The organism is Salipaludibacillus daqingensis, assembly GCF_029891575.1.
GTDB classification, from domain to species: domain Bacteria; phylum Bacillota; class Bacilli; order Bacillales; family Salisediminibacteriaceae; genus Salipaludibacillus; species Salipaludibacillus daqingensis.
Window position 1 is genome coordinate 123,299 of sequence record NZ_JARZHF010000009.1, and the last position, 26,529, is coordinate 149,827.

General features: G+C 38.1%; 21 protein-coding genes. 9 read left to right on the top strand and 12 right to left on the bottom strand.

Translation table 11 applies throughout. The features are described 5' to 3' along the window. Positions 1-253 precede the first annotated feature (253 nt). The 3 genes from QDN89_RS17200 (at position 254) to QDN89_RS17210 (ending at position 3,829) form a co-directional block, all read left to right on the top strand. Entirely contained in the window at positions 254-1,429 is a 1,176-nt protein-coding gene (locus QDN89_RS17200) for a YVTN family beta-propeller repeat protein (protein WP_280771398.1), read from the top strand. Positions 1,430-1,800: 371 nt separating this feature from the next. After that, positions 1,801-3,267 (top strand): methyl-accepting chemotaxis protein, encoded by a 1,467-nt coding sequence (locus tag QDN89_RS17205; RefSeq protein WP_280771399.1) that lies wholly within the window; start codon positions 1,801-1,803, stop codon positions 3,265-3,267. Positions 3,268-3,364: 97 nt separating this feature from the next. Continuing rightward, positions 3,365-3,829, top strand: a complete 465-nt coding sequence (locus tag QDN89_RS17210) for a DUF2188 domain-containing protein (protein WP_280771400.1) — start codon at positions 3,365-3,367, stop codon at positions 3,827-3,829. Positions 3,830-4,143: 314 nt separating this feature from the next. On the opposite strand, the gene QDN89_RS17215 is transcribed toward QDN89_RS17210, so the two are convergent. Together QDN89_RS17215 and QDN89_RS17220 are read right to left on the bottom strand one after the other, a co-directional pair. Beyond that, a complete protein-coding gene (locus tag QDN89_RS17215; protein WP_280771401.1) occupies positions 4,144-4,980 on the bottom strand; it encodes a 1,4-dihydroxy-6-naphtoate synthase in 837 nt (278 codons plus the stop codon). Next, on the bottom strand, positions 4,981-5,658 hold the full coding sequence (locus QDN89_RS17220; protein ID WP_280771402.1) for a futalosine hydrolase: 678 nt from the start codon (positions 5,656-5,658) through the stop codon (positions 4,981-4,983). Between the two features lie 211 nt (positions 5,659-5,869). Here QDN89_RS17220 and pgsB point away from each other — a divergent pair, with 211 nt between their 5' ends. From pgsB to QDN89_RS17240, 4 genes are read left to right on the top strand one after another with little or no spacing between them, the layout of a single operon-like run. Next, entirely contained in the window at positions 5,870-7,132 is a 1,263-nt protein-coding gene (pgsB, locus tag QDN89_RS17225) for a poly-gamma-glutamate synthase PgsB (RefSeq protein ID WP_280771403.1), read from the top strand. A gap of 58 nt (positions 7,133-7,190) precedes the next feature. After that, positions 7,191-7,649 carry a poly-gamma-glutamate biosynthesis protein PgsC gene (gene pgsC, locus QDN89_RS17230; protein WP_280771404.1) on the top strand — a complete coding sequence of 153 codons (459 nt, stop codon included), beginning with the start codon at positions 7,191-7,193 and terminating at the stop codon, positions 7,647-7,649. Between the two features lie 17 nt (positions 7,650-7,666). Continuing rightward, complete coding sequence (locus tag QDN89_RS17235; protein WP_280771405.1) at positions 7,667-8,968, top strand: CapA family protein; 1,302 nt, start codon at positions 7,667-7,669, stop codon at positions 8,966-8,968. After that, the gene (locus tag QDN89_RS17240; RefSeq protein WP_280771406.1) at positions 8,965-10,881 is read left to right on the top strand and encodes a gamma-glutamyltransferase family protein; all 1,917 of its coding nucleotides are present in this window, start codon (positions 8,965-8,967) and stop codon (positions 10,879-10,881) included. Before QDN89_RS17235 ends, QDN89_RS17240 begins: the two co-directional genes overlap by 4 nt. Positions 10,882-11,041: 160 nt before the next feature. On the opposite strand, the gene QDN89_RS17245 is transcribed toward QDN89_RS17240, so the two are convergent. From QDN89_RS17245 to modA, 3 genes are read right to left on the bottom strand one after another with little or no spacing between them, the layout of a single operon-like run. Next, positions 11,042-12,115 carry a sulfate/molybdate ABC transporter ATP-binding protein gene (locus tag QDN89_RS17245; protein ID WP_280771407.1) on the bottom strand — a complete coding sequence of 358 codons (1,074 nt, stop codon included), beginning with the start codon at positions 12,113-12,115 and terminating at the stop codon, positions 11,042-11,044. 7 nt (positions 12,116-12,122) lie between these two features. Further along, on the bottom strand, positions 12,123-12,794 hold the full coding sequence (gene modB, locus QDN89_RS17250) for a molybdate ABC transporter permease subunit (RefSeq protein ID WP_280771408.1): 672 nt from the start codon (positions 12,792-12,794) through the stop codon (positions 12,123-12,125). Then, complete coding sequence (gene modA / locus QDN89_RS17255) at positions 12,795-13,574, bottom strand: molybdate ABC transporter substrate-binding protein (protein WP_280771409.1); 780 nt, start codon at positions 13,572-13,574, stop codon at positions 12,795-12,797. It abuts the gene before it with no gap. A 253-nt stretch (positions 13,575-13,827) separates the two neighbouring features. Here modA and QDN89_RS17260 point away from each other — a divergent pair, with 253 nt between their 5' ends. Then, positions 13,828-15,243, top strand: a complete 1,416-nt coding sequence (locus QDN89_RS17260) for a rhodanese-like domain-containing protein (RefSeq protein ID WP_280771410.1) — start codon at positions 13,828-13,830, stop codon at positions 15,241-15,243. Positions 15,244-15,913: 670 nt separating this feature from the next. On the opposite strand, the gene QDN89_RS17265 is transcribed toward QDN89_RS17260, so the two are convergent. The 4 genes from QDN89_RS17265 to QDN89_RS17280 form a co-directional block, all read right to left on the bottom strand. Continuing rightward, complete coding sequence (locus QDN89_RS17265) at positions 15,914-16,903, bottom strand: helix-turn-helix transcriptional regulator (RefSeq protein ID WP_280771411.1); 990 nt, start codon at positions 16,901-16,903, stop codon at positions 15,914-15,916. A 155-nt stretch (positions 16,904-17,058) separates the two neighbouring features. After that, a complete protein-coding gene (locus QDN89_RS17270; protein ID WP_280771412.1) occupies positions 17,059-17,694 on the bottom strand; it encodes a DUF4352 domain-containing protein in 636 nt (211 codons plus the stop codon). 99 nt (positions 17,695-17,793) lie between these two features. Then, positions 17,794-18,141 (bottom strand): hypothetical protein, encoded by a 348-nt coding sequence (locus tag QDN89_RS17275; RefSeq protein WP_280771413.1) that lies wholly within the window; start codon positions 18,139-18,141, stop codon positions 17,794-17,796. Positions 18,142-18,243: 102 nt separating this feature from the next. Continuing rightward, positions 18,244-19,605, bottom strand: coding sequence for a TrkH family potassium uptake protein (locus QDN89_RS17280; RefSeq protein WP_280771525.1), 1,362 nt, complete (start codon positions 19,603-19,605; stop codon positions 18,244-18,246). 260 nt (positions 19,606-19,865) lie between these two features. Between QDN89_RS17280 and QDN89_RS17285 the strand changes: the two genes are divergently transcribed. Continuing rightward, the gene (locus QDN89_RS17285; RefSeq protein ID WP_280771414.1) at positions 19,866-21,044 is read left to right on the top strand and encodes a MalY/PatB family protein; all 1,179 of its coding nucleotides are present in this window, start codon (positions 19,866-19,868) and stop codon (positions 21,042-21,044) included. A gap of 53 nt (positions 21,045-21,097) precedes the next feature. Here the strand turns inward: QDN89_RS17285 and QDN89_RS17290 are convergent, their stop codons facing one another. The 3 genes from QDN89_RS17290 to QDN89_RS17300 form a co-directional block, all read right to left on the bottom strand. Continuing rightward, positions 21,098-22,402 carry a sugar ABC transporter substrate-binding protein gene (locus tag QDN89_RS17290; protein WP_280771415.1) on the bottom strand — a complete coding sequence of 435 codons (1,305 nt, stop codon included), beginning with the start codon at positions 22,400-22,402 and terminating at the stop codon, positions 21,098-21,100. 352 nt (positions 22,403-22,754) lie between these two features. Beyond that, positions 22,755-25,121 carry a glycoside hydrolase family 31 protein gene (locus tag QDN89_RS17295; protein WP_280771416.1) on the bottom strand — a complete coding sequence of 789 codons (2,367 nt, stop codon included), beginning with the start codon at positions 25,119-25,121 and terminating at the stop codon, positions 22,755-22,757. A 140-nt stretch (positions 25,122-25,261) separates the two neighbouring features. Then, a complete protein-coding gene (locus tag QDN89_RS17300) occupies positions 25,262-26,527 on the bottom strand; it encodes an extracellular solute-binding protein (protein ID WP_280771417.1) in 1,266 nt (421 codons plus the stop codon). Positions 26,528-26,529: the final 2 nt, after the last annotated feature.

Below are 26,529 nucleotides of genomic sequence, written 5' to 3' on the forward strand. Positions count from 1 at the left end.
TCTTCTGGTGATTTCTATCACTTATTTACCTCCCATAAGTTACTTATACTTAAGCTCTGTTATCGTTCCATGTTGATTTTTCAAAATCTATAAAACGTGTTTGCGAAAAAAGTATCGCTGAAGATCCCAAAGAGGGAGTTTCAAGAGGAAGCTATGAGATCATTTCAGGCAAGCAAATGTGGTTTTTCAAGATCAACAATAGAATTTAACAGAGCCTATACTAAAAAACAAATAAACAGGGAGTGATTTTAAGATGAAAAAATCTATTGGACTATCTTTTACTTTAGGATTAGGGTTATTACTTACAGCTTGTGGGACTGGGAGTACAGCTGATTCTGCCAATGATCTGAAAAATGGGAATAGCAACACCAGTAATAATATTATTGAAAATACTGATGTTGTAGAAGAGGAAGCGAAAACGGAATATACTGTAGCCGTTACGAATGAGAAAGATGAAACAATCTCAATTATTTATTATCCCGAAAACAAACAAGAAGTCATTGATATTGATGGACAAGCTCATAACATCGAAGTCAATGTGGAATCAAACTTAGTTTGGATGACAATTAATCCACCTCATGGGGACCATGATGATAGTGATGATGGACACACTCACGGAAACGATGATCACAACGAAGACAAAGGGCACGCCCATAACAACGATGATCATCAGGAGGAGAAAGAAAATGGATCGACTGAAAAAATTGTTGCTTACGACTTAAATACATTAGAAAAAGTCGAGGAATATCCTGTTGGAAATCATCCTGCTCACGTTACACTTTCCAAAGATGGGAAAACTGTCATTGTTACTAATTCTGGTGATAATACCGTTACGATTATCGATCGTTTTAACGGAGAATCATGGGATATTGATACAGGCGATTACCCTCATGGTGTGCGCATCTCACCAGATGAAAAGTTTGCTTATGTTGCCAACATGGATAGTGCTGATATTAGCATTATTGACGTAGAATTGAAAAAAGAAGTGGATAGAGTTCACGTAGGTGACGGAGCCGTTCAAACTGGCTTTTCTCATGACGGGAAGTACGCCTTTGCTGGATTACATTTAGAAGATCAATTAGCTGTGATCGATTCCGAATCTCAAGAACTTTTGAAAACGATTGAGGTTGGCGTTGGACCAGTTCAAATGTACGCTAGCTATGACAATGAATACGTTATCGTGGCCAATCAAGGTAGTGAAGAAAGTCCGTCAGATACAGTATCGATCATCGATATCGAAACACTTGAAGTTGTTGAAGAAATACAAGTTGGTTTAGGGGCTCATGGCATAGTTATTTCTAAAGACAGTCAGTATGCCTTTATTACAAACATGTTCGAAGACACGATTTCCGTTTTGGATTTAAAAACGTTCGAAGAAGTTAATCGCATCGATGTAGGCGCATCACCAAATGGAATATCTATCAATTAACTAGTCATTCTGAGGGGCGTCTAGTCGCAGAGCTTGCGTAAGTATTGGGAACTAAATCACTGAGATAGTTCCTTTCAGTTGCTATCGTCCGAGCGAAGGGAACTAAACAGTGGTCATAGTGCCACACGAGCGAGATCGTGCCATTCACCCCTTTTCTCATACATACGACGAATTACTTTTGTTTTCAGCAAATTGTTCCACGGTACATTAAAATTCCTTCTCTCCATTCCTCCTTCACCAAATAAGTATCTAATAGTACTATTTTCACAGATTTCAAAATATTGTATAATGAGAGGGTTGATGTTATATTAAAATATCTTTACTACACTAAGCAATCTGCGTTCCCCCATAATGAGAGAGGAAGTGTTCGTTTGAACAGTATTGAACAATTACGTAATAAAACAATGCGTCAAAAAAATTCATTAGTTTATTATGTGTATAGTGCATCCTTATTAGTCGGTACCTTGGTTTCTTTTTTTACAGGAGAAATCTTACAGGGGTTGTGTCTAGGTATCCCTTTTGTACTCATGTCTTTGTATCATTGGACATCCCGTTTATCAGGGAAATTTGAAGCTAGTTTTCCGTTTGTTTTTGTACTTATATCTATTTCTTCTCATGTCGCAACAGCTCTAGTCACTGACACTACCATAACAAATATTTTCATGTTAATTTTTACTGTTTTACTCGCAGCGATGCATGGTAAGATCTCAGCTTTGGTTTTAAAAACGTTGTTGTCTGGGGGCGTTATTTACCTCATTATCCAAAACTTTGCCTACCCCGAAACACTTGAGGCAAGTTTACTAACATTTATGTTTGTCACTCTTTTGTATACCATGACACTTTTTATTTTAAGTTATATCAATAACAAGAGAAATTTAGAAACGGAACAAATGGTTCTTCATCAAACAGAAGCAATGCAGCAGCAAAAAGAAGCGAAAGAACATGTTCAAACACAAGCAGAAAGGATAGCAGAGAATTTAGCGAAAATTTTTGATCAAACAGAAGTAAGTTTGGATTCACAAAACCAAGTTCTCACTGTCATCCACGAATTAACTTCTGGAAGTGAACAACAAAACGAAGAGATTTCCCAAATAGCTCAAATTTTATCGGAAAACACAGAACTAATGGAAAATATTTATCACTCTTCTATTGAATTAAAAGACAAAACGTCCGCTAACAGCCAACTATCTACAAGCGGATCGGATAGTCTAACTAAATTAACTACTGAAATGAATCGTTTTAAAGAAGAAATGGTTTCTTTGACACAAACTTTCAGTGAATTAACTGTAAAAATAGACGAAACAAACAGCATGACTACGAGTATAAAGGACATTACAGAACAAACGAACTTATTAGCTCTCAATGCATCAATAGAAGCAGCCAGGGCTGGAGAAGCAGGAAAAGGGTTTGCTGTTGTTGCTGAAGAAATTCGTAAGCTCGCTACAAACACGGAGTCCATCACGAAATCGATGACAATGAATTTACTTAGCATTAAATCAGTCAGCCAAGATGCATCAAAGAAAATTGAACAAAACAACGAATCCATTGATCGCAATGTCTCCATGGCAGAAACAGCATCAGGTTATTTCAAACAAATCAATGGTTCATTACAAGAGTTAACAGAACAAATGGATGACTTTACAACTTTTACGTCGAAATCCAAAGATGGGATACGTACGATTGAACATTCTACAAATAGTTTCGCAGCATTGTTAGAAGAAGCTTCTGCATCTTTTGAAGAAATGAATGCATCTCTTGAAACCGTTATTCACGAAAACAAATTAGTTGGTGATTTAATTGGAGAAACAACCAAGTCATCTCAGCGTTTGGTAATTTAATAACTAACTTATGATTATCTTTTTATAGCAAAAGATTGTTTATTATTCCTTTATTTGTGGTACATACAAAACACATCTTAAAGGAGGTGTTCCATTTATGCCATGGGATACAAATGATTACCCTGAATCCTTAAAAAACTTAAATACACCTATACGAAAAAAAGCGATTGAAATCGCAAATGCTATGGTTGACGAAGGATATAAAGAAGGGCAAGCCATACCTATTGCAACAGAGCAAGCAAAAGAATGGTATGAAAATGCTAGTAAGAAAGAGATCAATCGTATGACGAATAAAACAAACGAGAAGTTAACAGAACATGATGGAGAAAAGGACGAATCAAACTCCCGCCCAGAACTTCTAGATAAAGGGGAACATGTTTATCCGCATGATAACGGTTGGGCAGTGCAAGCAGAAGATGCCAAACAACCGTCTCACGTTTTTGATAATAAAAAGGATGCGATTTCGCGAGCACGTGAAATTGCTAAAAAGAAAGAAACCCATTTAGTCGTTCATTTAGGTGATGGATCCGTTCAACAAAAACAATCCTATGACGAAAAATAGAAGGTAGCTATTGGCTGCCTTCTACTTTTTTAGAATCTGATACTTTAGGATATTGTTAGATTTGGTCAAGTAATTATTTATATGCAGTTATCTGGTTGTTTCTTTTCCATTCTCATCTTTGCTGGATATGTATTAATTAACGTTAAAATTCTTGAATACCTAAAACGAACAGGCTATATTGATGAAAACATAGCAAATCTTCTCAATCAATAAAAAAGCCGCAGAAAATTATTTAATCTGCGGGTAATCACCATGCGAATTTATTTGTCTCGTTCATCAATATCCAAATCATCATCCTTTTATAAACTTCGCAGTTAGTCTCTCAATTTTTTCATATCAAATGCTGGTATAAGACCTTCTTTCGCCGCTCTACCTAGCAATGATTCCACAGCAGCATACCCTTTCTCACCTAACTCACCCGTAAATTCATTTACATATAAATCAATATGGTTTTTGGCAACTTCTGTCGACATTTCCTGAGCATGTTCCATCACATAATCCATCGAAGCATCAGGTTTGTCCCACGCATACTGAACAGAACTCTGAATCCACTCGGTTAACTCCTGTTTTTTCCCTAGTGATCGCTTGGCAATAATTGCACCTAATGGTATTGGAAACCCAGTATCCTCTTCCCACCAGTCACCTAGATCAACGAGCAAATCAAGGCCATAATCTATATACGTAAATCGAGCTTCATGGATAACGAGCCCTGCGTCTACCCTACCTTCTTTCACAGCTGGCATAATTTCATGAAACGGCATGACCTTTATTTTCCCTACTCCATCAGGAATTTTTTGTGACGTCCATAAACGAAATAACATATAAGCGGTTGATTTATCACTTGGTACGGCAACCGTTTTTCCAACAAGATTTTCTGGACTCCCATTTCCACCACTCGTCAAAACTAATGGGCCACACCCTCTACCTAATGCCCCTCCACAAGGAATGAGACGATAATCATCAATCACATACGGTAATGCAGCAAAAGAAATTTTCATTACTTCTGGTCCCTCTAAATCCATCGCCCAATAATTTGTTTTATCAATATCAGCATACGTCACGTCAAGTTGTGGCGCTCCGTCTATGAGTCCATGTGTCCAAGCATGAAAAACAAAGGTATCGTTAGGACAAGGGGAAAAAGCTAATTTCATTTAAAAAACCTCCTTAAGAATTGTACTAACTCCCGTTAATGATATAAGAGCTTCGCTAATTTTCCAGGAATCTCGGTCTCTCGGACCAACAGGGTTCGATATTGTCCGAATTTCGTAACAAGGGATATTATGTATTTGAGCAGCAGTACACACTCCGAAACCTTCCATTGCTTCTGCTGCGGCTCCAGGAACTTGATTTTCTAAAAGCTCTAACGTTTTGGTTGTCCCTGTCACCATCGATCTCGTTAATATTGGTCCGTAATAAGCTCGCACGTCTGTGTTATTGTTAATTCTATCAACTATTTTCATCGCCATTTCTTCATCACATGTAAAACTGGATTGTCCAAACCCAAGCTCTTCAATCGGTTTGAAACCTTCAGCAGACTCTGCCCCCAAGTCAGCTGCAATCATTTTTGAAGCAACAACAGCATCTCCAATTCTTGCTACTTTAGGAAATCCGCCTGCGACCCCCATATTAACAACAACATCATACGAACTTTTATGGAGGAATTCCGCTGTTTTTGCCGCTGCGAACATCGGTCCTACACCAATTGTTTCCACGTGAAAACGAGGATCATCTCCAATCCCTTTCAAAATGGCTTGTTTCTCTGCTTCCACAGAAGTAACAACAAGAACCGATCTTACTTCATTGTTCCATTTGACATTATTTTTTATCATTATTAAAAGCTCCCTTTTACCATTCATCTTTTTCTAGTTTACCAATCTCTAGCAAAAGATGAAAGCAATGACGTATGGCATAATTTAACAAATGAAAAAGAAGTTATATAGTTTTGCAGATAGGGTAAAGAGATAAGACTGATTAGTACTTTTGTGCTTAAATAGTTTATAATAGTAATGTATTTTTCGCCTATTAGGAGGTTAATAACCAGTGAATGAACTTATTTATTTATCATTTTTTGCTGCGATTGTTTTATACATCGGATTTCGTGAACGCAGCAAGCTCGAACGAAATATTCAACGTATCCCAACAAGAATTCTTGTCAACGGCGTTAGAGGAAAGTCGACTGTGACGAGGTTAATTATGGGAATAATCAAAGAAAATAAACAGCGAGTAGCAGGTAAAACAACAGGAACATCTCCTAGATTGTTTTATTGGGATAAAGAAGAAGAAGAACCAATTGTTCGAAGTTTACAAGGTGCAAATATCTCAGAACAAAAACAAATTACCAAACAAGTCGCTCGAAAAAATGTGGACACGTTTGTAACAGAATGCATGGCCGTCAATCCTGACTATCAAACTATTTTTCAAGACCGTTTAGTGAAAGCGAATATTACGGTCATCACAAACGTGATGGAAGACCATTTAGATGTTATGGGTCCAACAATCAAACAGATTGCTGAAGCCTTTGGGCGCACGATCCCTTATAACGGGTATTTAGTTATTCCACCATCAACGTACCAGCGCTATTTCAAAAAAATTGCTGATAGTCGTGGCACAAAAGTAGTCGTTGCGGATCCTAGTTTAATAGAAGAAAGTTATTTGACTAAATTTCCATTCATGATGTTTGCAGAAAACGCAGCTTTTGGACTAGCTGTGGCTGATATTCTTGGAATTGACCATGAAGTAGCGCTTAGAGGCATGTTAAATGCTCCTGTCGATCCAGGTGCCATGAGAGTTCATCAATTTGGTCTCTCATCTTCTCCAAGCTATTTCTTTAATGGGTTCGCTGCAAATGACGCAACGTCCACCATTAATATTTGGAACAAAATACAAGAACAAGATTATCCTTCTGACAACAAGGTTGTCATGATGAATTGCCGCGATGATCGTGTAGACCGTACTATACAATTTGCTGAAGAAGTACTTCCTAAGTTTGATATGGATACGCTTATCTTAACGGGAAAAGGTGTATCACCTATTCTACAAGCGATTGAAGATGGCAACCTTAACGTAAGCAACTTAATTAATCTAGAAAAAGAACCTACGAAAACCGTATTAGACCATATCAAGCAACTACCAAGTGAAAGCATGATATATGGTATTGGAAATATTCACGGTGGTGGTCAAGAAATTGCTGAAGCTATCGAACAGCTAGATTTAGAAAGTGTTAGAATTGCTAATTACAATTCAAAAGTTAGGCCACGCAAAACAACGATTAAAAAGCAAGGTTCTTATGCGCAAACACCTTGATGGAAGTTTATAAATATTCGGTATGTTTAAAGTTAAATTTTAAGGAGTTGGCAGACACGTGTTTGGAACAGATTTATATATCGCAATTGTTATAGGTGTTTTATTATCGCTACTGTATGCAGAAAAAACAGGAGTCGTACCTTCTGGTTTAGTCGTCCCTGGCTATTTAGCGCTCGTTTTTGATCAATTAATGTATGTTGTCGTTGTCGGGATGATCAGTTTATTAACTTACGTTATTGTTACACAATTGTTAACAAGAATAACGGTTTTATATGGCAGACGAAAGTTTGCTGCGATGCTAACCGTTGGTATTTTAATGAAAATGGGGATGGATTATGCCTATGGTTCTCCATTTGGGATCCCCTTTGAAGCGATGGAACTTCGAGGGATAGGGGTTATCGTCCCCGGCTTAATTGCTAATTCAATTCAAAAACAAGGTGTGTTCCCAACCTTCTCATCTACGTTTGTTATCTCATTCTTTACTTTTGTTATTATTACAATTTATCACTTGTTTTAGAGTAGGAGCGTTTATAAATGTCGAAAGAATTATCTTTTAAAGAAAAAATGAAATTGATGCAAATGCGTCATCGCGAAAAAGCATTGTCGCATTCTCTCATTGCTATTATCATCTTAGCAATTCCTTTTTTTGGTCATCAATGGTTATTTTCAGCAGAAGCTCCTTCGAACACGAGACCAGATAATGTGGAATATCGAATGTCGATGGTTGGCGATATGATGTTAGGTAGGCACGTACACGATGCTGCCGTTCGAAGTGGTGAACATGTTGGGCGAACGTTTGATTATGTAACACCTTTTTTTCAAGAGTCTGATTATGTAACTGGTAATTTTGAGTCCCCTATATTGGATCCTTATCATGAAAGGTATGACGATTCAGATGATCCAGATATCCCAGATTTTTCTACATTGAAGTCTGATTCAGAATTAGACAACAAAGACATTCATTTTTATGCTGAACCTTGGGCAATTGAGGCCCTTGAAAAAGCAGGTTTTGATAGTGTTACTCTCGCAAATAACCATGCCCTAGATTACGGGGACTTATCTCTAGAGGATACATTGGAACATTTCGCTGATTCTTCAATACAAACTCTTGGGATTGGAGATGCGATTAATTTAGATGAAGATGAAATAGAAGACGGCGCAGTTGACGCGGCAGAAGTATCTTTCTTTGATATTAATGACAACACTCGAGCAGGGATAATCGGATATACAGAAGTAAAAACTCGAGGTTTTGATGCTAGAGAACACGTTGGTGGAGTCTTAACGTATGAAGAAATTGGAGAACTAAGATCTAGAATAGAAAATGCTAAACTCCCTGAAGAAGAAGGTGGCGGTGGTGCTGACATTATCATTGTCCATGTGCATTGGGGAGACGAATATCAAGTAGGTTTTAATGAAGATCAAGAAGAAAAAGCTCAATTTTTAACGAACTATGGTGCAGACATCATTGTCGGCCATCATTCCCATGTCCTTGAGCCAATTACGATTGTGGAAGGTATTGATGGAAATAAATCGATTGTCATGAACAGTTTAGGAAATTTCGTTTTTGACCAAGGATGGTCACGTACGAAGGAGTCCGCTATCGCTCAACTAGATTTTCTTGATAATGGATCTAAGCAACTTTCCTTTGTTCCGTTGCATATTACAGATACACGTCCAAAAGAAACTTTCGGTTTGATGAAACCCTATCAGGATTTCAGGATTTTTCGAACGCTAAGGAAAGAATTGGAAAATGACAAGTGGTCCGTTCAGGACGGTCGATTAATTATCGATTTAGACGAGGCTGGGGTCCTGGAAGGAGTGGACATCACATCATGAATAATTACAAAGTGTACTTGAAAATCACCCACATCCTTGCAGGTATCATCTTTATTGGCTTAATTTCTTGGAGCGTTTACTTTGAGGGTGAATTTGATCAGTTTAGAGAACCATACTCTGGAAGTGACTTTCAAGACCGACAAGTGGATTCCGTAGAAGTTAGTCAAAATAATGATACATCTTCAAATGTGAATAATAACGTAGAAGAAACAAATGAATCAGATGAAAACAATGCTGCGGAAGATTTCCCAGGAATATATGGTGTAAGTTCTATTCATCCGTTAGCCGCAGAAGTAGGGATGAATGTAATTGAAGACGGTGGAAATGCGATAGATGCTGCCGTTGCCGTTTCCTTTATGTTAAATGTCGTGGAACCTTATGGATCTGGTATTGGTGGCGGTGGACTCATGCTCGTTCATGACCGTCAAGACGGTGCTATTACTTATGATTATCGTGAAGCAGCACCGATTGAAGGCGATGTAAATAGTCCTTTTGCTGTTCCTGGACTGGTTAAAGGAATGGAAAAAGCCTTCGAAGAAAAAGGTTCAGGAAATATATCATGGGAAGATTTATTAGACCCTGCTGTGACAGTCGCAAGAGAAGGATTTGAAGTTGGTCAAGTGTTGCATGAACAAATTGCCAACTCGACGCGCTATGTTCAGTTCGATGACCCTAATATTCGCGAAATATACTATCCTGGTGGTCAACCTATAGAAATAAATGAGACGCTTATACAAGAAGAACTTGCTGACACATTAGAACTGATCAAGGAGAATGGTGCAGCTGGCTTCTACGAAGGAGAAACTGCGATTGCCATGCAAGAAGCGTTCGGTTTCGATGAAAACGACCTTACGTCTTATGAAGCAATGACTACGGAAACCGTCACTGCAGAAATTGGTGACCAAATACTACACGGAGGGCCATCACCTTCTTCTGGTACAACCGTTGTCCAAGCGATGCAAATGGCTAACAACCTTGATTTAAGTAGAGTATTATCTGACGAAGTAATATCCGATCTTGAAGAAAAATTAGCTGAAGATGGCATAGATAGAGAAGCACGTCTAGGTGATCTTATTAACTATGACGAATACACCCATTCTTATATTCACCTTATTACCGAAATTACTCAAAAAACGTATTCAGAAAGACTTGATACATTAGGGGATCCTGAATTTGAAATGATTGACCATGCTGAATTTACTTCTCAACAGACGATCGACAGGCTTTTGGATGAAGTATACAGTCAATCGTCTGGCGCAGCGACCTCAGGAGAAACCGCTCAACTATTTGACTCTCCTGGAGAAGAAAATGATTCTAGGCATACAACTCACTATGTCATAGTAGATAAAGAAGGAACAATGGTTTCTGCAACTAATTCTTTAGGTCAATTTTTCGGTTCTGGTGTTTACTCTGATGGAATTTTTATCAATAGTCAGATGGAAAACTTTAGTGACCGGGAAGAATCCAAAAATAGCTATGCACCTGGTAAACGTCCACGCTCTTTTGTTGCACCGATGATTTTTGAAGAACAAGGACAAGCTGTTCTTGGTCTAGGTTCACCTGGTGGACGTCGTATTCCCGCTATGGTCTTTCAAACGATTATGCAGTACCAATATGGTTTGAATGAAGAGAATGAAAAATTAACTTTACAAGAAGCCATTCAACAGCCGCGTTTTTATACGGAAGATGGTGTCGTTCACGTAGAACGTAGATTGGATGACGAAATAAATGCACTGTTGAGAGATTCTAATGTGGATACTGGGTACTCTGTAATCGAACATGGTTCTCCACTATTTTATGGAGGAATCCAGGGTCTCGGTGTCGTCCTCAATGAAGACGGTCGCGCAGAGAGCATGTATGGTGGTGGTGACCCTCGTAGACGAGGATCATGGCAAATAGATAGCGAAGATTAGTCAAAGGGTAGAAATGATAATTGAATCATGGAAATACCTTTCGTATAAATTTTGTTAAAGTAGCGATAGCTGTTGATACCTTACAGAAATAGTTCTTATGAAGAAAAACCACCAAATAAAATTTGGTGGTTTTTCGATTTACTACACCTTATAATAACCGCTACCCATTCATCAAAATCAACTTTTCTTCTGGAAACAATAAGTAGCAACTGTCTCCTTCTTTATATATTTCCTTATCGTATCTGGATTGTTCGTTATGATCCACTCTCCAATGAAATCCTGCGTATTCCGCAATGATTGTTCGGCGAGTGATTCCTTCTATTACTTTTATCACCGTTGCACTTTTCACATTGTCATCCTTTATTTTTTCCTTAGATACACTAAGATGATGATTGTGAATCCCTAAATATGTTGGAGGGAAATCGCTTCCTTCGATTGTCTCGCAAATCAGTGTATCACTCGATTTACCAATCAAAATTTCAGTTCCTTCGACTTTTTTTCTCGCCCCTACTATAGGCACTACGTTTTCGCATCCGACAATCTCTGCTGCTTTTTTAGAGCGAGGATATTGTAATATTTGCTTTCGGTTTCCTTGCTGAATAACTTTCCCATCATTAAAGAGCATAATCGAATCACACATTCGGTACGCTTCTTCGATATTGTGTGTCACTAGGAGAACAACTCCACGGAACGTATCATCAATGAGGTGCTTTAAGTCTTCTTCTAACGAATGGCGAATATGTTGGTCAAGAGCTGAGAAAGGTTCATCCAATAGCAATAGCTGTGGTTCGGTAATCATTGACCTAGCCAAAGCCACACGCTGTTGCTGCCCACCCGATAATTTACTTGGGTAACGATTTTTGAACCCTTCTAGCTGAATGATACCAAGCCACCGTTTCACCTTTTTTTCTATCTCGTGTTTTGGTAGCCCTTTAAGTCCAAATGCAATATTTTGTTCCACAGTTAAGTGTGGAAACAATGCGTAGTTTTGAAATAAATAGCCGACTTTTCTTTTTTGAGGTTTCCAAAATGTTCGGTCACTTTTATCAAACCACGTTTGCTTGTCCATTGAAATCTTTCCATTCTCAGGCTTAATAATCCCTGCGAGAGACTGTAGGGTCATCGTTTTTCCGCATCCAGAAGGTCCTAGAATACCTGTTATTCCTGGCTGTGCTTGAAAGGTAATATCTAAATGAAAAGAAGAATAAGACGACTGTATCGTTACATCTAACATTGGGGCATCATCCTTGTATCACTCGTTTTTCTAGTCTGTTTATCAAATATAAAATCACCAAAGATACAGATGTCATAATTAAAACAAGCGTATTTGCCATCGCACGGTCTCCAGCTAAAAGAGAGTCATAAATCGCAATCGGCATCGTCATCGTTTCATTTGGTATACTTCCGGCGACCATTAATGTTGCTCCAAAGTCTCCCAGTGCTCTCGCGAAGGACATCGTAACTCCAGCTAAAATCCCTCTCCATGCTAACGGCATCATGATGGTAAAAAAGATATTGAGTCTTGATCTGCCTAAAATTTCTGCTGAATGAATGTACTCTGGTTGGATCGAACCTAAAGCTGCTTTTGATGATTTAATCATAAAAGGGATCGACACAACTAAAGCAGCCACGACAGCTCCAGCAGGTGTAAACACAATTGTCAAATTGAAATTGTCTTCAAGAAACCGTCCAACCGCACTATTTCTTCCGAGTAAAACAAGTAAATAGTAACCGAGAACAGTTGGAGGTAAAACAATCGGCAATGTAATAACTGTATCGATAAAATCTGATAATCGAGAATTAGAACGGTTCAAATAATAAGCGATCGGTAAACCGATTAATATCGCTAAGAACGTAGCAGTAAGAGAGACACGTAACGATAGAAAAAGCGGAAAAAGGTTAATATCAGCCATTTATTCTTTACCCTCCGGTACAACAAACCCGTATTTCTCCATGATTTCTTTTCCATTTCCATTCAAGATAAACTCAATAAACTTACGGGCTCCTTCTTCTTCATCTGTTCCTTCGACGATCCCAATGCTTTGTTCTAGTGGTTCGTGTAGTTCTTCCTCTATAAGCGTAAAATCAAGGTCCTCTTCTTGCGCTTTAAAAAGGGACAATGCAATGATTCCTACTTCTGCATTTCCTGTTTCAAGCTGTGTTAGTGCATCCGTAATGTTTCTACCTAAAACAAGTTTTTCACCGATATCATCCCAAATCCCCACGCTCTGCAAAGCTTCTTTTGCGGCTAAACCATATGGAGCATGATCAGGATTAGCAATCGAAAGAAATCGAATCTCATCAGAAGTTAACTCCTCTAACACTTCAATATGGTGGTTATCTTCTTTCATCGTCGTAATCCCAATTCTTCCAAATGCATACGTTTGTTGCGAATCTTCTAACACATATTCCCCTTCAATTAGCCTATCCATAAAGGAAACATTTGCAGCTGCAAATACATCAAAAGGAGCCCCGTTTTCAATCTGATCCGCTAATTGACCTGTAGACCCAAAGGAGAACGTAATCGATATATTTTCTTCCTCTTCAAACAGTTCTCCTATTTCATTAAATGCTGGCAACAGATCAGATGCTGCTGCTACCGTAATTTCTGATGATGATTCTGAAGAACCTCCATTAGAACAACCTGATATCAAAAAACTTAATACAATTAATAAGTTCAGAAAATATTTCAACTAACTTTTCCCTCCTATAACAAAAACCATCCAAGCTCTATCGCTCTTACCTGTTTTTTAATAAAAATTTTGAAATCGTTCATATTAATTATATCACTTTGTCTGTGACTCACCTATGCTTGCCTGTAGAACAAATGTCAATTTCTACGAACATTTTCCTTCTACTTATTCATTTATTTTCTTATCTGTTTAAAAGTATTAAAAAACGGTTACCCCTTACAGTATAGACGAAATATTAATTGGAGGAATGAAAATGTATTTAAAATATTATTATGATGAGTCACTTTCACAAGCTTCTTATATGGTAGGTTGTCAAAAGACAGGGGAAGCTGCCCTTATTGATCCTTCAAGAAACATCGAAGAGTATTTGAATACGGCTGAAAAAGAAGGCTTTACTATTACTAAAATTCTTGAGACGCACATTCATGCTGATTTCGTTTCCGGATCCCGTGAATTAGCAGAACGAGCATCAGCAACGATTTACTACTCTTTAGAAGGAGAAGGAGACCCTAGCTCTGAGTATACGTTTGATCGTTCCATACGACAACAGGGCGTCCGTCATGGTGATCAGATTAAGCTAGGAAATGTAACATTCGATGTGGTTTTCACTCCTGGACACACACCTGAACATATTAGCTTTTTATTAACAGATGGCGCCGCTTCTGCCGAACCATTAGGAATGTTTACCGGGGACTTTATTTTTGTCGGAGATGTTGGCAGACCTGACCTGTTAGAAAAAGCTGCTGGTGTGAAAGATTCAGCCATAAAAGGTGCCGAGCAAATGTTTCATTCTATTGAGAAAGTAAAATCAATGGATTCTGCATTACAAATTTGGCCAGGTCACGGTGCTGGAAGTGCATGTGGGAAATCACTAGGTTCTATTCCTACGACAACCTTAGGTTATGAAGTAAAAACAAACCCAGCATTTCAATTTGATGATAGGAAGAATTTTACCGAGTTTCTTTTGGATGAACAACCTGTCCCACCAGCATATTTTGCTGTTATGAAAAAAGTAAACAAAGAAGGAGCTCCTCTTTTAAGAGATCAAAAAAATGCCCTTCGATACGGTACTAATGTGGAAAAAATAAATAACTTATTACGAGAAAATGTGACCATTGTGGATTCACGAAGCCGAGAAGCTTATTCTCAATCACATATCCCTGGAACGGTAAATATTGCTTATGATTCATCATTTACTAATTGGATTGGTGCTCTCGTTTCTTATGATAAACCTATATTTTTCATCGCAGACCCTCATCACTTTTCACAAATTACTGAGGCGATGAACGCAATTGGCTTAGATAAAACGGAAGGTTTTTTCTCTCCAGCAATCGTTGAAAAATACGAAGAGGAACATGGAACCGATCACTATGAAGTTATCTCCCCTGAAAATGCTTATAACATGCAGAAAGAAGGCAACCTTTCGATTCTTGATATTCGAGAAGAGCACGAATTTGAGGAAGAGCATGTGAAAGATGCCAAGCATATGGTGATCAACCACTTGCCATCAAAAGCTGAAGAACTTCCTGATCATACGATGGCGTTATATTGTGGTTCAGGAGCACGATCAGCCATTGCAACGAGTATTTTGAAAGCGAAAGGGTATACCGTCAAAAATATTAAAGGCGGTTTTATGAGATGGAAAAAAGAAAATTTACCAACAGAATAGTAGGTTAGAGGTTGCCATCACATCGGCAACCTCCTCTTTTTAGAGAATTATCACCTTTCCAATAAATAACTTTAAAGTTCACAGAATATTCACTTTATTTTTTCTGAATAATAGGGTATAATATTAATAACAACTAAATAGCTTAACACCGTAGGAGACTCAACCACTAGGTTGATTCCGTAATCAAACGCACCCATTCAAAAACTTGTAGCTAGAAACAATGCGGAAAAAGTAAGAACCGATTACTCATTCTGAAAATCCCGCCACATTGTGTCATATCTAACTATCAACCTTGTTTTTGAAAAATGCACTAATGAAAGAGCGATGATTTATCTTTGCAATGCCTCTTCATTATTATCAATGCACATTTAAAATTGATGTAATGAGTAACAGAGACACAAAGACAAACTCACTCATTCAAAAGTTTAGTATCAAAGTAATAAAATTTATCTTCTACGGAAGCAACTCACTATCTCAGCTGCTAATGAAATCACTTTTGCCCTGTTCATTCAGAAGGGGAATAACTATGAAAGCAGATCGAAGAAGTGAAATGGTTGAGTCCCCTTTGGTGTTAAGCGAAGTTGTTGATTTTATTTACTAGAAAAAGCATCGTTCCTTCATAACTCATGAAGGAACGATGCTTTTTTTTGCTTTGATTTATTTACTCTAATTAACTCTTCTCCTCATATCTTCTTGCCATTTCCCGGTACTCTTCTGCTAAGCTGTCTCGAACATTTAGCGGTTCTAATACTTCTCCATCTGTCCCAAAGGAACGAACCCATCTTAAAAATTCTTGTTTACTTTCCACTGTAACAGTTAAAATAAGTGATCCATCTTGTTGAGATTCACGTTTTGTTTCCACGTGATACTCTCCTTCTAATACATAACGCGCCGCTTTTTCAGTGAAGCGAACAACAAACGTTGTCTCTTCATCATCCGCAATAATAGACCAACGATGCGACAAAAAATCGTCAATATTAAAGGAACGCGGCAATTTAAACGTTTCTTCTGTCACCACTACATCTTGAAACCGACTTAATCGAAATACACGTGTATCTTCACGAAAGTGACAATAAGCAACGAGGTAAAGATGCCCTTCTCTTGGTACTAAATAATAAGGATTTAATCGTCTTTTTGTTTCTTTATCTCGATGAATCGAGTAATAGTCCACATCTATCGCTTTATTCTCTGAAATCGCAGTTAGAAGGGCCGGCATCACTTTGATCTGCGCAGAATCTCTAGGTCTCGCATGAAGGCGAATTCTTTCTCCTAGTCCACCTTCTCCAGAGGACATTCCCCCATCTTTTTGCACGATACTCATGATTTTTTCTACACCTTTTCGGTAAGCTTGGTGAAAAGGATGGTCCCCTGATGTAATGCCTTCAGAAAGCATAGGAAACAATGTCAGTGCCATCCACTCTTCTTTCGTCAATTTGCCGCCTGTTTGTACCGGTTGATAAAGAAGTTTATACCCGTTTCTTCCTTCACTTTGATAGTAGACACCTAAATCATCTAATGTTTTCATGTCACGATAAATACTTCGCACCGATGTTTGACAGTGATCTGCTAATTCGGCTGCCGTTGCTGTTTCTCGATTCGTTAAATATTGTAATATGTAAAATAACCTTTCCGCTCGGAGAAATCCTTTTGCTTTTGCCATGATGACCCTCCTCATTTCTTTATCTTCTTTCATCATAACATTTATCCATTATTTTGAATTAAATGAATAAAAAATACTCCCCTATAAATAGCCAGATTTTTGTTTTTTAATCTGCCTACCTAAAGGGGAGCATATGATTCTCGACGGGTTTTCCCTTATTCCACTAGCTCACTTGCATCAATCATCCAGATCGCTTGCCCACTTTTGAATGGATCCTCAAAGATGAATTCAAAGTAATCCGCATCTTCCACATCAAAGGAAATCTCGCCTGCCATCGTACGTCCAGCCCCAACTTCTCCATCAAGGCTTCCTTTCGTATCGGCCATGAAGTCCATGTCTTGAGCATAACCATTCGGATCAACAAGATCCATTTGGAGCATAGTAGAGACATTCGCCTCTTCGTCCGTTTTGTTCTCAATACTAATGTCTAATATGACAAAATAGTCACGGTCTGGAACTTCCCAATCGCCATCCCCTTCATATTTCTTAGCCGAATTTAACGTAACATGAAGACCATTAAAATCAACAGTTGTGCCAACCCCTAAATCTTCCTTTTCAACGACTTCGTCTTCCGTCCCATCTGCGTCTTCTGACGATTCCACCGTTTCATTTTCGTTATTGTCTTGTTCCATGTCATTACTATCATTTTCATTTTTTGTTTCTGTTTCAGCTGCTTCCGCAGAGTTTCCCTGATTCTCTTCTTCATTTACTGGCTCAATCGACGATTCTCCGCACGCTGCTAACACAACGATTAAACTGACGCTCATGACCAACATTGTTATTTTTTTCATGATGCACCTTCCCCTTTTCTAGTTTAATGACTTACAATTACTAGTTTAAGGATAGGAGTGTCAGTAGCTGTCAGGGAATAGAAGTTTGGGTGAACAAAATTACATCGTCAACATTCGAAAAACAAGGATAAGATAAGAACCAATGATGGCTGAAATACTCAAGATTAACAGTCTTTGTGTCAGTTTTTTTGAAAATGGTTTGAAGTGTTCGCCTTTATACCAACCAGTGAATTGCAATTTGTTTCGGTAAAAAATTGTCATTAATACTAATAATCCACCCGTTTGTAATAAAAAGAAAACGGTTAGTAAGTTCGTACCTTCGAATATTTCAAATCCTCCTGCCGTTTCAATAATGAATGTGTTAATGAGGCTATAAAAAAGTAATATTAAAAACAAAATAAAGATTAACCTTAGCATTTCTAAAATAAATTGAAGGGATTTTTTCACAATTTTCTTCCTTTCGTATATAGAGGTCTTCTCTATTCTAATCGATTCTAAATCAAATCAAAAGGTCACTTCTCAAATGGAACAGAAGTGACCAGATCAGGATTAACCTGTGAAGACATCGCCTTTTGGATAGCGAATGTGACTATACTCCGACTTGGCTAAAGCAAAAGCCAATGTCACAGGACCAATTCGACCTATTACCATTAAGATAATAATCATTTGTTTCCCCATGAATGACAATTCTTCCGTTAAACCCATGGATAATCCAACCGTTCCAAAGGCGGAAAAAGCTTCAAATACAATCCACAAATATGGCGCAGATTCCGTAATCGATAAAAGGAATATGCTCGTTACAACCGCTGTCAAACTAATAAATACGATTGATAAGGCTCGAATAACGATTTGATTATCAATCTTCCGTTCGAAAATGACTGATTCTTTCCTTGCTCTTAAATAAGAATAAACAGCTAACACGATGATAATAAATGTCGTTAACTTTATCCCACTCCCTGTTGATGCACTCCCTGCCCCAATAAACATAAGCAGTAAGAAAAATGTTATCGTAGCCGGGTTCATGCTTCCAATATCAATCGTATTAAACCCTGCCGTTCTAGGTGTTACTGCTTGGAAAAAGGAAGCAAACATCTTCTCTATAGATGATAAGGAACCTAACGTTGCCGGATTTCCATACTCTAACGCGAAGATGAGCAACATAGCTACTAAATTAATAACCAACGTCCCGGTAAGCATGAGCTTCGTATGAAGAGATAGTCTCCGAAATGTTTTTGTGACGATCAAATCATAAATAACCGTAAATCCAATCCCTCCTGTTATAAAAAGAAACGGAATAATAATATTAACGACTGGATCACCGACATACTTTGACAAACTGTCGTCCCAAAGGGAAAAACCAGCATTATTAAAAGCAGAGATGGAATGAAACAAACTAGTGAAAAAACCAAATCCCCATCCATATGTGGGAATCCAATAAAAAGATAGTAAAAGAGTTGCTACGGCTTCAACAGAGAAAGCAAAAATGAATAACACTTTTACAAGTCTAATCATCCCTCCTAAAGAAGTTTGATTAAATGACTCTTGGACAAGAACTCGCTCTCTTAAGCCAATTCTTCTTCCTAATGCCAACACGATCATAACGGCAAACGTCATTAAACCTAGTCCTCCTATTTTTATAAGAAGCATGATAACAATTTGGCCAAATAACGTGAAGTCAGACCCCGTATCTAAAACAACTAGCCCTGTAACCGTCGTAGCTGATGTCGATGTAAACAAAGCATCAATAAGCGAAATTGGATTGTGTGTAGAGATGGGCAAAAGTAACAAGATCGTTCCAATCAAAATCGTTCCTAAAAAACCGAATGCTAAAAATTGCTGCGGGGACATTCGCCTCGCAGAAGGAATTTTTCTATTAGTTACGTTCATCATTTCAACATCTCCTAGGAATATAAAAACGGACTACGGCTGTCTAAAACTATTAAATCAGTTCAATCATTTATTGTTTCAGATTTTCTCTCCATTTGGATAAACAAAATTTACTCCTGTTCTCATCGTTTGTCAATAGATAGATTTATTTGGAAATGATCCGGAAATTTGTTTCGTGGTTTCTTTACGTCTTTTTCTTTTATAACCGATTTACTTTGCTAAAAGAAGGGGATCAGCTATATACTTAATACATTAGAATCTTTACATAATGAAAGGATGATTCCATGGATTTTTTCGAACAAAACATCGATCGTCGCAACACCGCTTCCGTTAAATGGGAACGGACAAAAGAAGTATTCAAAACTGAGCAAGACGTTCTTCCAATGTGGGTTGCGGATATGGATTTCCGCCCACCAGAAGCAGTAACAACTGCATTACAAGAGCGAGTTGAACACGGAATTTTTGGCTACACATTCATTGGAGACAATGTGAGCAAGGCAATCTGCTCTTGGATGAGAAAAAGGCATGGGTGGACAGTAGAGAAAGAATGGATTCAATATAGCCCCGGTGTCGTTCCTTCGATAGGTAAAATTATACAAGCACTGACTGATCCAGGGGACAAAATACTCGTCCAGTCTCCAGTTTATCCACCGTTCTTTTCAATGATTAAATCAAATGATCGAGTTGTTGAGAACTGTCCACTCGTTAAATCTGATCATCAATATGATATTGATTTTAACGCATTCGAACAGTCTTTAAAAAATGGTGTTAAATTATTTCTTCTTTGTCATCCTCACAATCCAACAGGAAGAGTTTGGAAAGAGGATGAATTACGGAAAATGGCTGAATTGTGTGTCGCCCATGATGTTGTTATCGTTTCAGATGAGATTCATTCCGACCTCATCCTTAAACCACACAAACATATTCCTATCGCTTCTCTCTCAGACGAGATAGGCGAGCAAACGATCACTTTAGTTGCACCAAGTAAAACATTTAATTTAGCTGGATTACAATCATCTGCTATTATTAGTTCCAATAATTCTTTCCGTAAAAAAATAACATCGATTGATCAACAACAAGGCGCATTCACATTAAATGCCTTTGGTATCATTGCTATGGAAGCAGCATACCTACATGGAGAAGAATGGTTAGAAGAACTTCTCACTTATCTTGAAGGAAATATTGCCACTGTTAAAAACTATTTAGTTGAACATATTCCATCATTGTCGTTGGTCGAACCTGAAGCAACTTATTTACTTTGGATTGATTGCCGAAAACTGGGACTTTCTGATGCAAAGATTAATCACTTATTTGTGGAAGAAGGAAAAGTGGGATTCAATCCTGGACCTAGTTTTGGTAAAGGCGGCGAAGGGTTCGTTCGAATGAACGTAGCTTGTCCTCGTGCTACTGTTGAAGAAGGGCTAAAGCGAATGAAAAAAGCGCTGAAATCATCAAACGAATAAAAAATAAATCCGCATCCCTGTAGAAATAGGTTTGCGGATTTTTTAGTACTATGTTATTGATTCATGACAGAAATGGACTCTTCGATTTGGTCAACTGCTTCTTCTAAAACTTCTCTAGGATCATCACCTTGAGCAATGAAGTTTAACGCGTCTGCCATCGGCTCCCACACAAGAGCCATTTCTGGAACATTAGGCATCGGTTCAGCGACTTGAATTTGTTCGAGAACAGGTGCCATAAATTCATCCTCAATGATAGAATCGTTATGAGCAGGTAATTCATTAGCTATATCAAAATACGTTTCCCCATTTTCAGCATTTGTCATGTATAGAGCTAATTCGGTTGCCCAATAGTCATAATCAGAATAATAGCTCACTAACCAACCTTTATTTCCAGAAAACGAGTTCAAAGGTTGACCATCCCATGCTGGTAATGGAGAAATGGCTAAGCTGTCTCCAATTGCTTCTCTGTAATCAGCAATCGCCCAAGGGCCTGTTACGGCCATGCCCACATTTCCTTCGACAAATAATCCGTTTAAAATATCCATGTCTACTCCTGCAGGAATAAGTCCTTCTTCGTACCACGATTGTATTTCCTCTGCGCCTTCAATGGCACCCTCAGAATCTAATCCAATATCATCCGTATTAAAAATACCATCATCGTCTTGATCAAAAATGTATCCGCCTGGTCCTGTTAAAAATGGATACGTAAAATAAAAATCAGCAGCAGTGATCATAAAACCGTATTGTTCATCATGCGTAGCTTCTTTCGCTTTTTCCAATAATTCTTCCATCGTTTCAGGTGCTTCTTCGATAATATCCGTATTTCTGAATAAAACATATGTTTCAACTACTGCTGGAATGCCATACTGAATACCTTCGTAGCTAAACGACGTAACCGCTTCTTCGTTATATTGGTCCAAGCGATCTTGTTGTTCTTCCGTAAGGTCTAATTCAGCTGCTAATCCTTGTAAATGAATATTCCCCATATGATCATGAGGGGAATAGAATAAATCTGGACCTAGTCCTTGAGGGGCATCTAGAGATAACCCTTCTAGCTGATCGGCCATAGAATATGGAACCATCTCAACATCAATTCCGTACTCTTCCGTAAATCCTGTTGTAATTTCTTCATATGCATCCATCTGTACATCATCATCATGCACCCATATCGTTAACGCCTCTGGTTTTTCTGGAGCATCTGATGTTAACTGTTCATTAGAATCAATATTAGAAGTTGAGTCATTCATAGCTTCATCAATTACCTCCCCTTCCCCTTCACCATCCCCTGAACAAGCGCTTAATACAACAAAAATTAACATGACGATTAGAAAACTTAACGCTTTTTTAAATCTGAACAATTCTGTTCCTCCTCTTTTTTGATTAAACGTTTAATCATATGATATAATTGAATTCTAACACAGAGAGTTTTCATCTGCAAGCGTTATCATTTATTTTAATTATAATAAGTTTTTTCCAACTTTTTTGGGTAATCATACTTAGGAGTGTAAGTGAAGGAAGTGATCTGATTAGAAAACCCAAATATTAAATTACAGAAGGACTAAAGTGACTGAAAGACGCACTAAATTCATAAAACGAAGAAATCCGCAAACCTGTAGATTAGGTTTGCAGATTTAATTCGTAGCTAAACGACGTAACTGCGGGGGCAACTAAACGAACACTCTAATACTATTGTCATAGTATTCGCCAAGACTAAATACTTAAATCAACGACTGTACACCCATTTTCTATTGTCATTGAAGATGTTACATCTACCCCATTGTAGATTGCTTTTTCATATGTGACATCACTATGTATGACTATTGACCGCTGATCCATTGATGGACGAAATGTTCCCTCCACGTTGGAGACCAATTCAATCATGCTCTCACTCAATTTAACTTGAATCCGATATAACTCATAGTCACCTTCTTCATAAGAGGTAGTTTCACCATTATCATCATATGCTTCGTAAGTCACTTTATCTTCGTTACTAGGATAAACATGAAGCTGCCAGTCCGTTTCTTGTTGTTTTGTATTCGCTTTAATGCTTCCATGTGCAATAGCGGAACCTTGCTTGATAAAAACAGGGATAATATCAAAGTCAGCATAAACAAGGTGATGTCTATTCCCATCAAATACATCCTCTGTCCAATAATTGATCCATTTTCCTTCAGGTAAATAAACAACACGGTGTTTTGTGTCTGGAGTCATAATTGGGGCCACAATTGTATTTTCTCCAATCAAAAATTGATCAAATAAATGGTGTGTCTCTTTATCATTTGGATACTCTAGCACAAGAGGTCGCATCACTGGTAAGCCAGTTTTATGGGCTTCATAGAACCATTTATAAAACTCAGGAAACCATTGGTAGCGCAATTGAATGTATTTCTTAACAATTATCTCCGTCTGCTCTCCAAATACCCATGGCTCTTGGCGAATTGTATCGGCCGCACTATGGTTTCGAAAAAATGGTGTAAACGCGCCAAACTGTGTCCATCTAGCTAAAAGTTGGCCATTCGTGTCATGAGCAAACCCACCTATATCAGATCCACAGAAAGCTACGCCTGACATTCCTAAATTCATACACATAGGAACAGCCAACTGAAGGTGCTCCCAAAAGCTTCGATTATCCCCTGTCCATACTGCAGCATAACGCTGGATTCCGGAATAACCAGCCCTTGTCACCAAAAAAGTTCGTTTCGAATCAAGATTTTTTTTCATTCCTTCAAAAGTAGCTTTTCCCATCAGAAATCCGTATAAATTGTGTAACTCATTATGTGTTTTAGGATTTCCCTCATTGTCATGTACTACCTTCAAATCCATCGTCATTGTTTCATTAAAAACTGCTGGCTCATTCATGTCATTCCAAATACCCTCAATTCCGATGTCTGTGTAATACTGATGAAGATTCCCCCACCACCGACCTACTGTCTCGCTTGTAAAATCTGGGAATGCACTTTTACCTGGCCACACATTACCATAGAAGACCGATCCGTCAAGGAATTTACTGAACTTATTCTTTCGCATCCCTTCTTGATAGACAGGATAATTAGGATCCTCTTTTACACCTGGATCCACTATAGGGACAACATGAATTCCTTTTGTTTTCAACGTTTCAACCATTTTTTTAGGATTAGGGAAACGACCCTCATCAAACGTAAACACTCTATATCCATCCATATAGTGGATATCTAAATATATCGCATCCAATGGAATATTCTTTTCTTCAAATTTATCAACGACTTCCATTACCTCTGCTTCTGTTTCATAGCTAAATCTCGACTGATGATAACCAATCGCCCATTTTGGTGGCAGAGGCATTCTTCCAGTTAACCACGTATATTGTTGGATCGCATCTTTCAGCGTTGGTCCAGCAAATACATAATAGTCTAAAGCCCCTGTCTCATTGTGAAAATAATAGGATCCTTTGTCCTCTTTCATATTGAAATGAGTTTTACCTGGATTGTCGAAAAAAAGCCCAAAGGCAAGACTTTCTCTTAACGTTAAAAAAAACGGAATTGACTGATATAAAGGATCCGTCTCAGGATTGTGTGGGGCATACACATCTGTATTCCACATCGTCATTTTCTCACCTTTTTTATCTAAAAACCCTGTCTTCTCACCAAATCCATAATATCGATCTTGATCGTGTGCTTGTTTAAAATTAACGAGGTCACCTTGAAAATTATAGGCTAGTCCTTTATCTGACTCTGCTAGCAATGACTCACCATTCGTATTAGAAATGTTAATACGAAATGGTGACATATTTCCTTCTACAATCAGTTTTTCAGTTTGCATTTTCCACATATGTTCAGTGTGTTCAAACGTAAATAATCCTTTTTTAGATTGCTGAGTAACAGCCTGTGTGGGCAGGGGAACTACATTGTTTCTAGCATAAGTTACCCGAACCACTTCTTCATGATAAAACTGAATATGAACAGTTCCACCTTCACAACAAAAGGTAACGACTCCGTCATCCGACTGTACGTCTTTTACTCTTCCAATATCTTTTAATACTCGTTTATTCTCTTTATTGTTATTTCCTGGATGAATAGCAAAACTTGTATTCTGTAGCACGATATGATATCCCTCCCATGTATGTGTAACTTTACATCAATATAATACAATTAATGAGCAGAAATGGCAGACCAATTGATACGATCTGCCGGCAATTTCTATCATTATTAACATGAAACTTACTTTAAAAACGAAATCTCTTATTCTCCTCGTGCAAGTCTGATTTCACTTTCTATAACTTCTACAGCTTCTTCTAAAACCTCTCTGACATCTTCACCTTGAGAGATAAATTGACCAGCATCTGCCATCGGATCCCATACGTGAGATAGTTCAGCTACGTTTGGCATAGGTTCACCATAAATAATTTGTTCACCAAAACCAGAAGCTAACGGATCATCAGCAATATCTCCACCTTCTAATAATGCTTCATATGGAGGCATTTCTCCAGTTTGATTATAATAATATTGAGCAGATTCTTCACTAGTTAAATGTAAAGCTAATTTCGAGGCCCATTCAGGATTTTCGCTATACTCAGATAGCATCCAACCTTTAACACCTATGAAGGAAGTAGGTTCCTCATCGTTATTTAATTTCGGTAGAGGAGCAACTCCTAAGCTTTCACCTAATGCATCTCTGTAGTCCGATATTGCCCACGGTCCATCGAAAACAGCCGCAACGCTCCCTTGACTAAACAATCCCCCAACAATATCCCCATCGACACCAATAGGCAGATACCCTTTGTCAAACCAACTTTGAATTAGTTCACCACCTTGAATTGCACCATCATTATCAAGACCAATATCGTAAATATCAAAAATCCCTTCCTCATCTTGCCCAAAGACATATCCACCGTAACCACCTAAAAACGCATAGTCAAAATAAAAATTTCCTGCATCGTAAAGAAATCCATACTGATCAACTGAGGAATCCGTATGCTCTTCTGCAATTATTTCAAGCTCTTCTATTGTTGATGGCGCTTCCTCAATTAAATCTTGGTTATAAAACATAGCATACGTTTCAACGACTAATGGCAAGCCATAAAGTTCTCCTTCATATTTCAAAGCTTCTAGTGAGCTTTCCGTATAATCTTGTAAATCATCTTCGTCAACCATAATAGGTTGAACGAGACCCTGAATAGACAAATCTCCTACACCCGGTTGAAAAAACAAATCAGGCCCTTGCCCAGAAGGTCCATCTAAAGAAATAGCCTCTGTTTGATCAAGCATTCCAAAAGGCGTTACTTCTACCTCAATTCCTGTCTCTTCTGTAAATTCCTCTGCCAAGACTTCCACAGCTTCTAGTTGACTTGCTTCATCATTTGCCCAAACTTCTAAAACTTCTGGTATTTCATTCCCACTTGATTCATTAGTTGCATTTGAATTACCCTCTCCATCACTTTCCCCAGTGCACGCTGCAAGAAGTGTACTTAATGATAATAATAAAACAAGATTCTTTTTAACTTTCATGT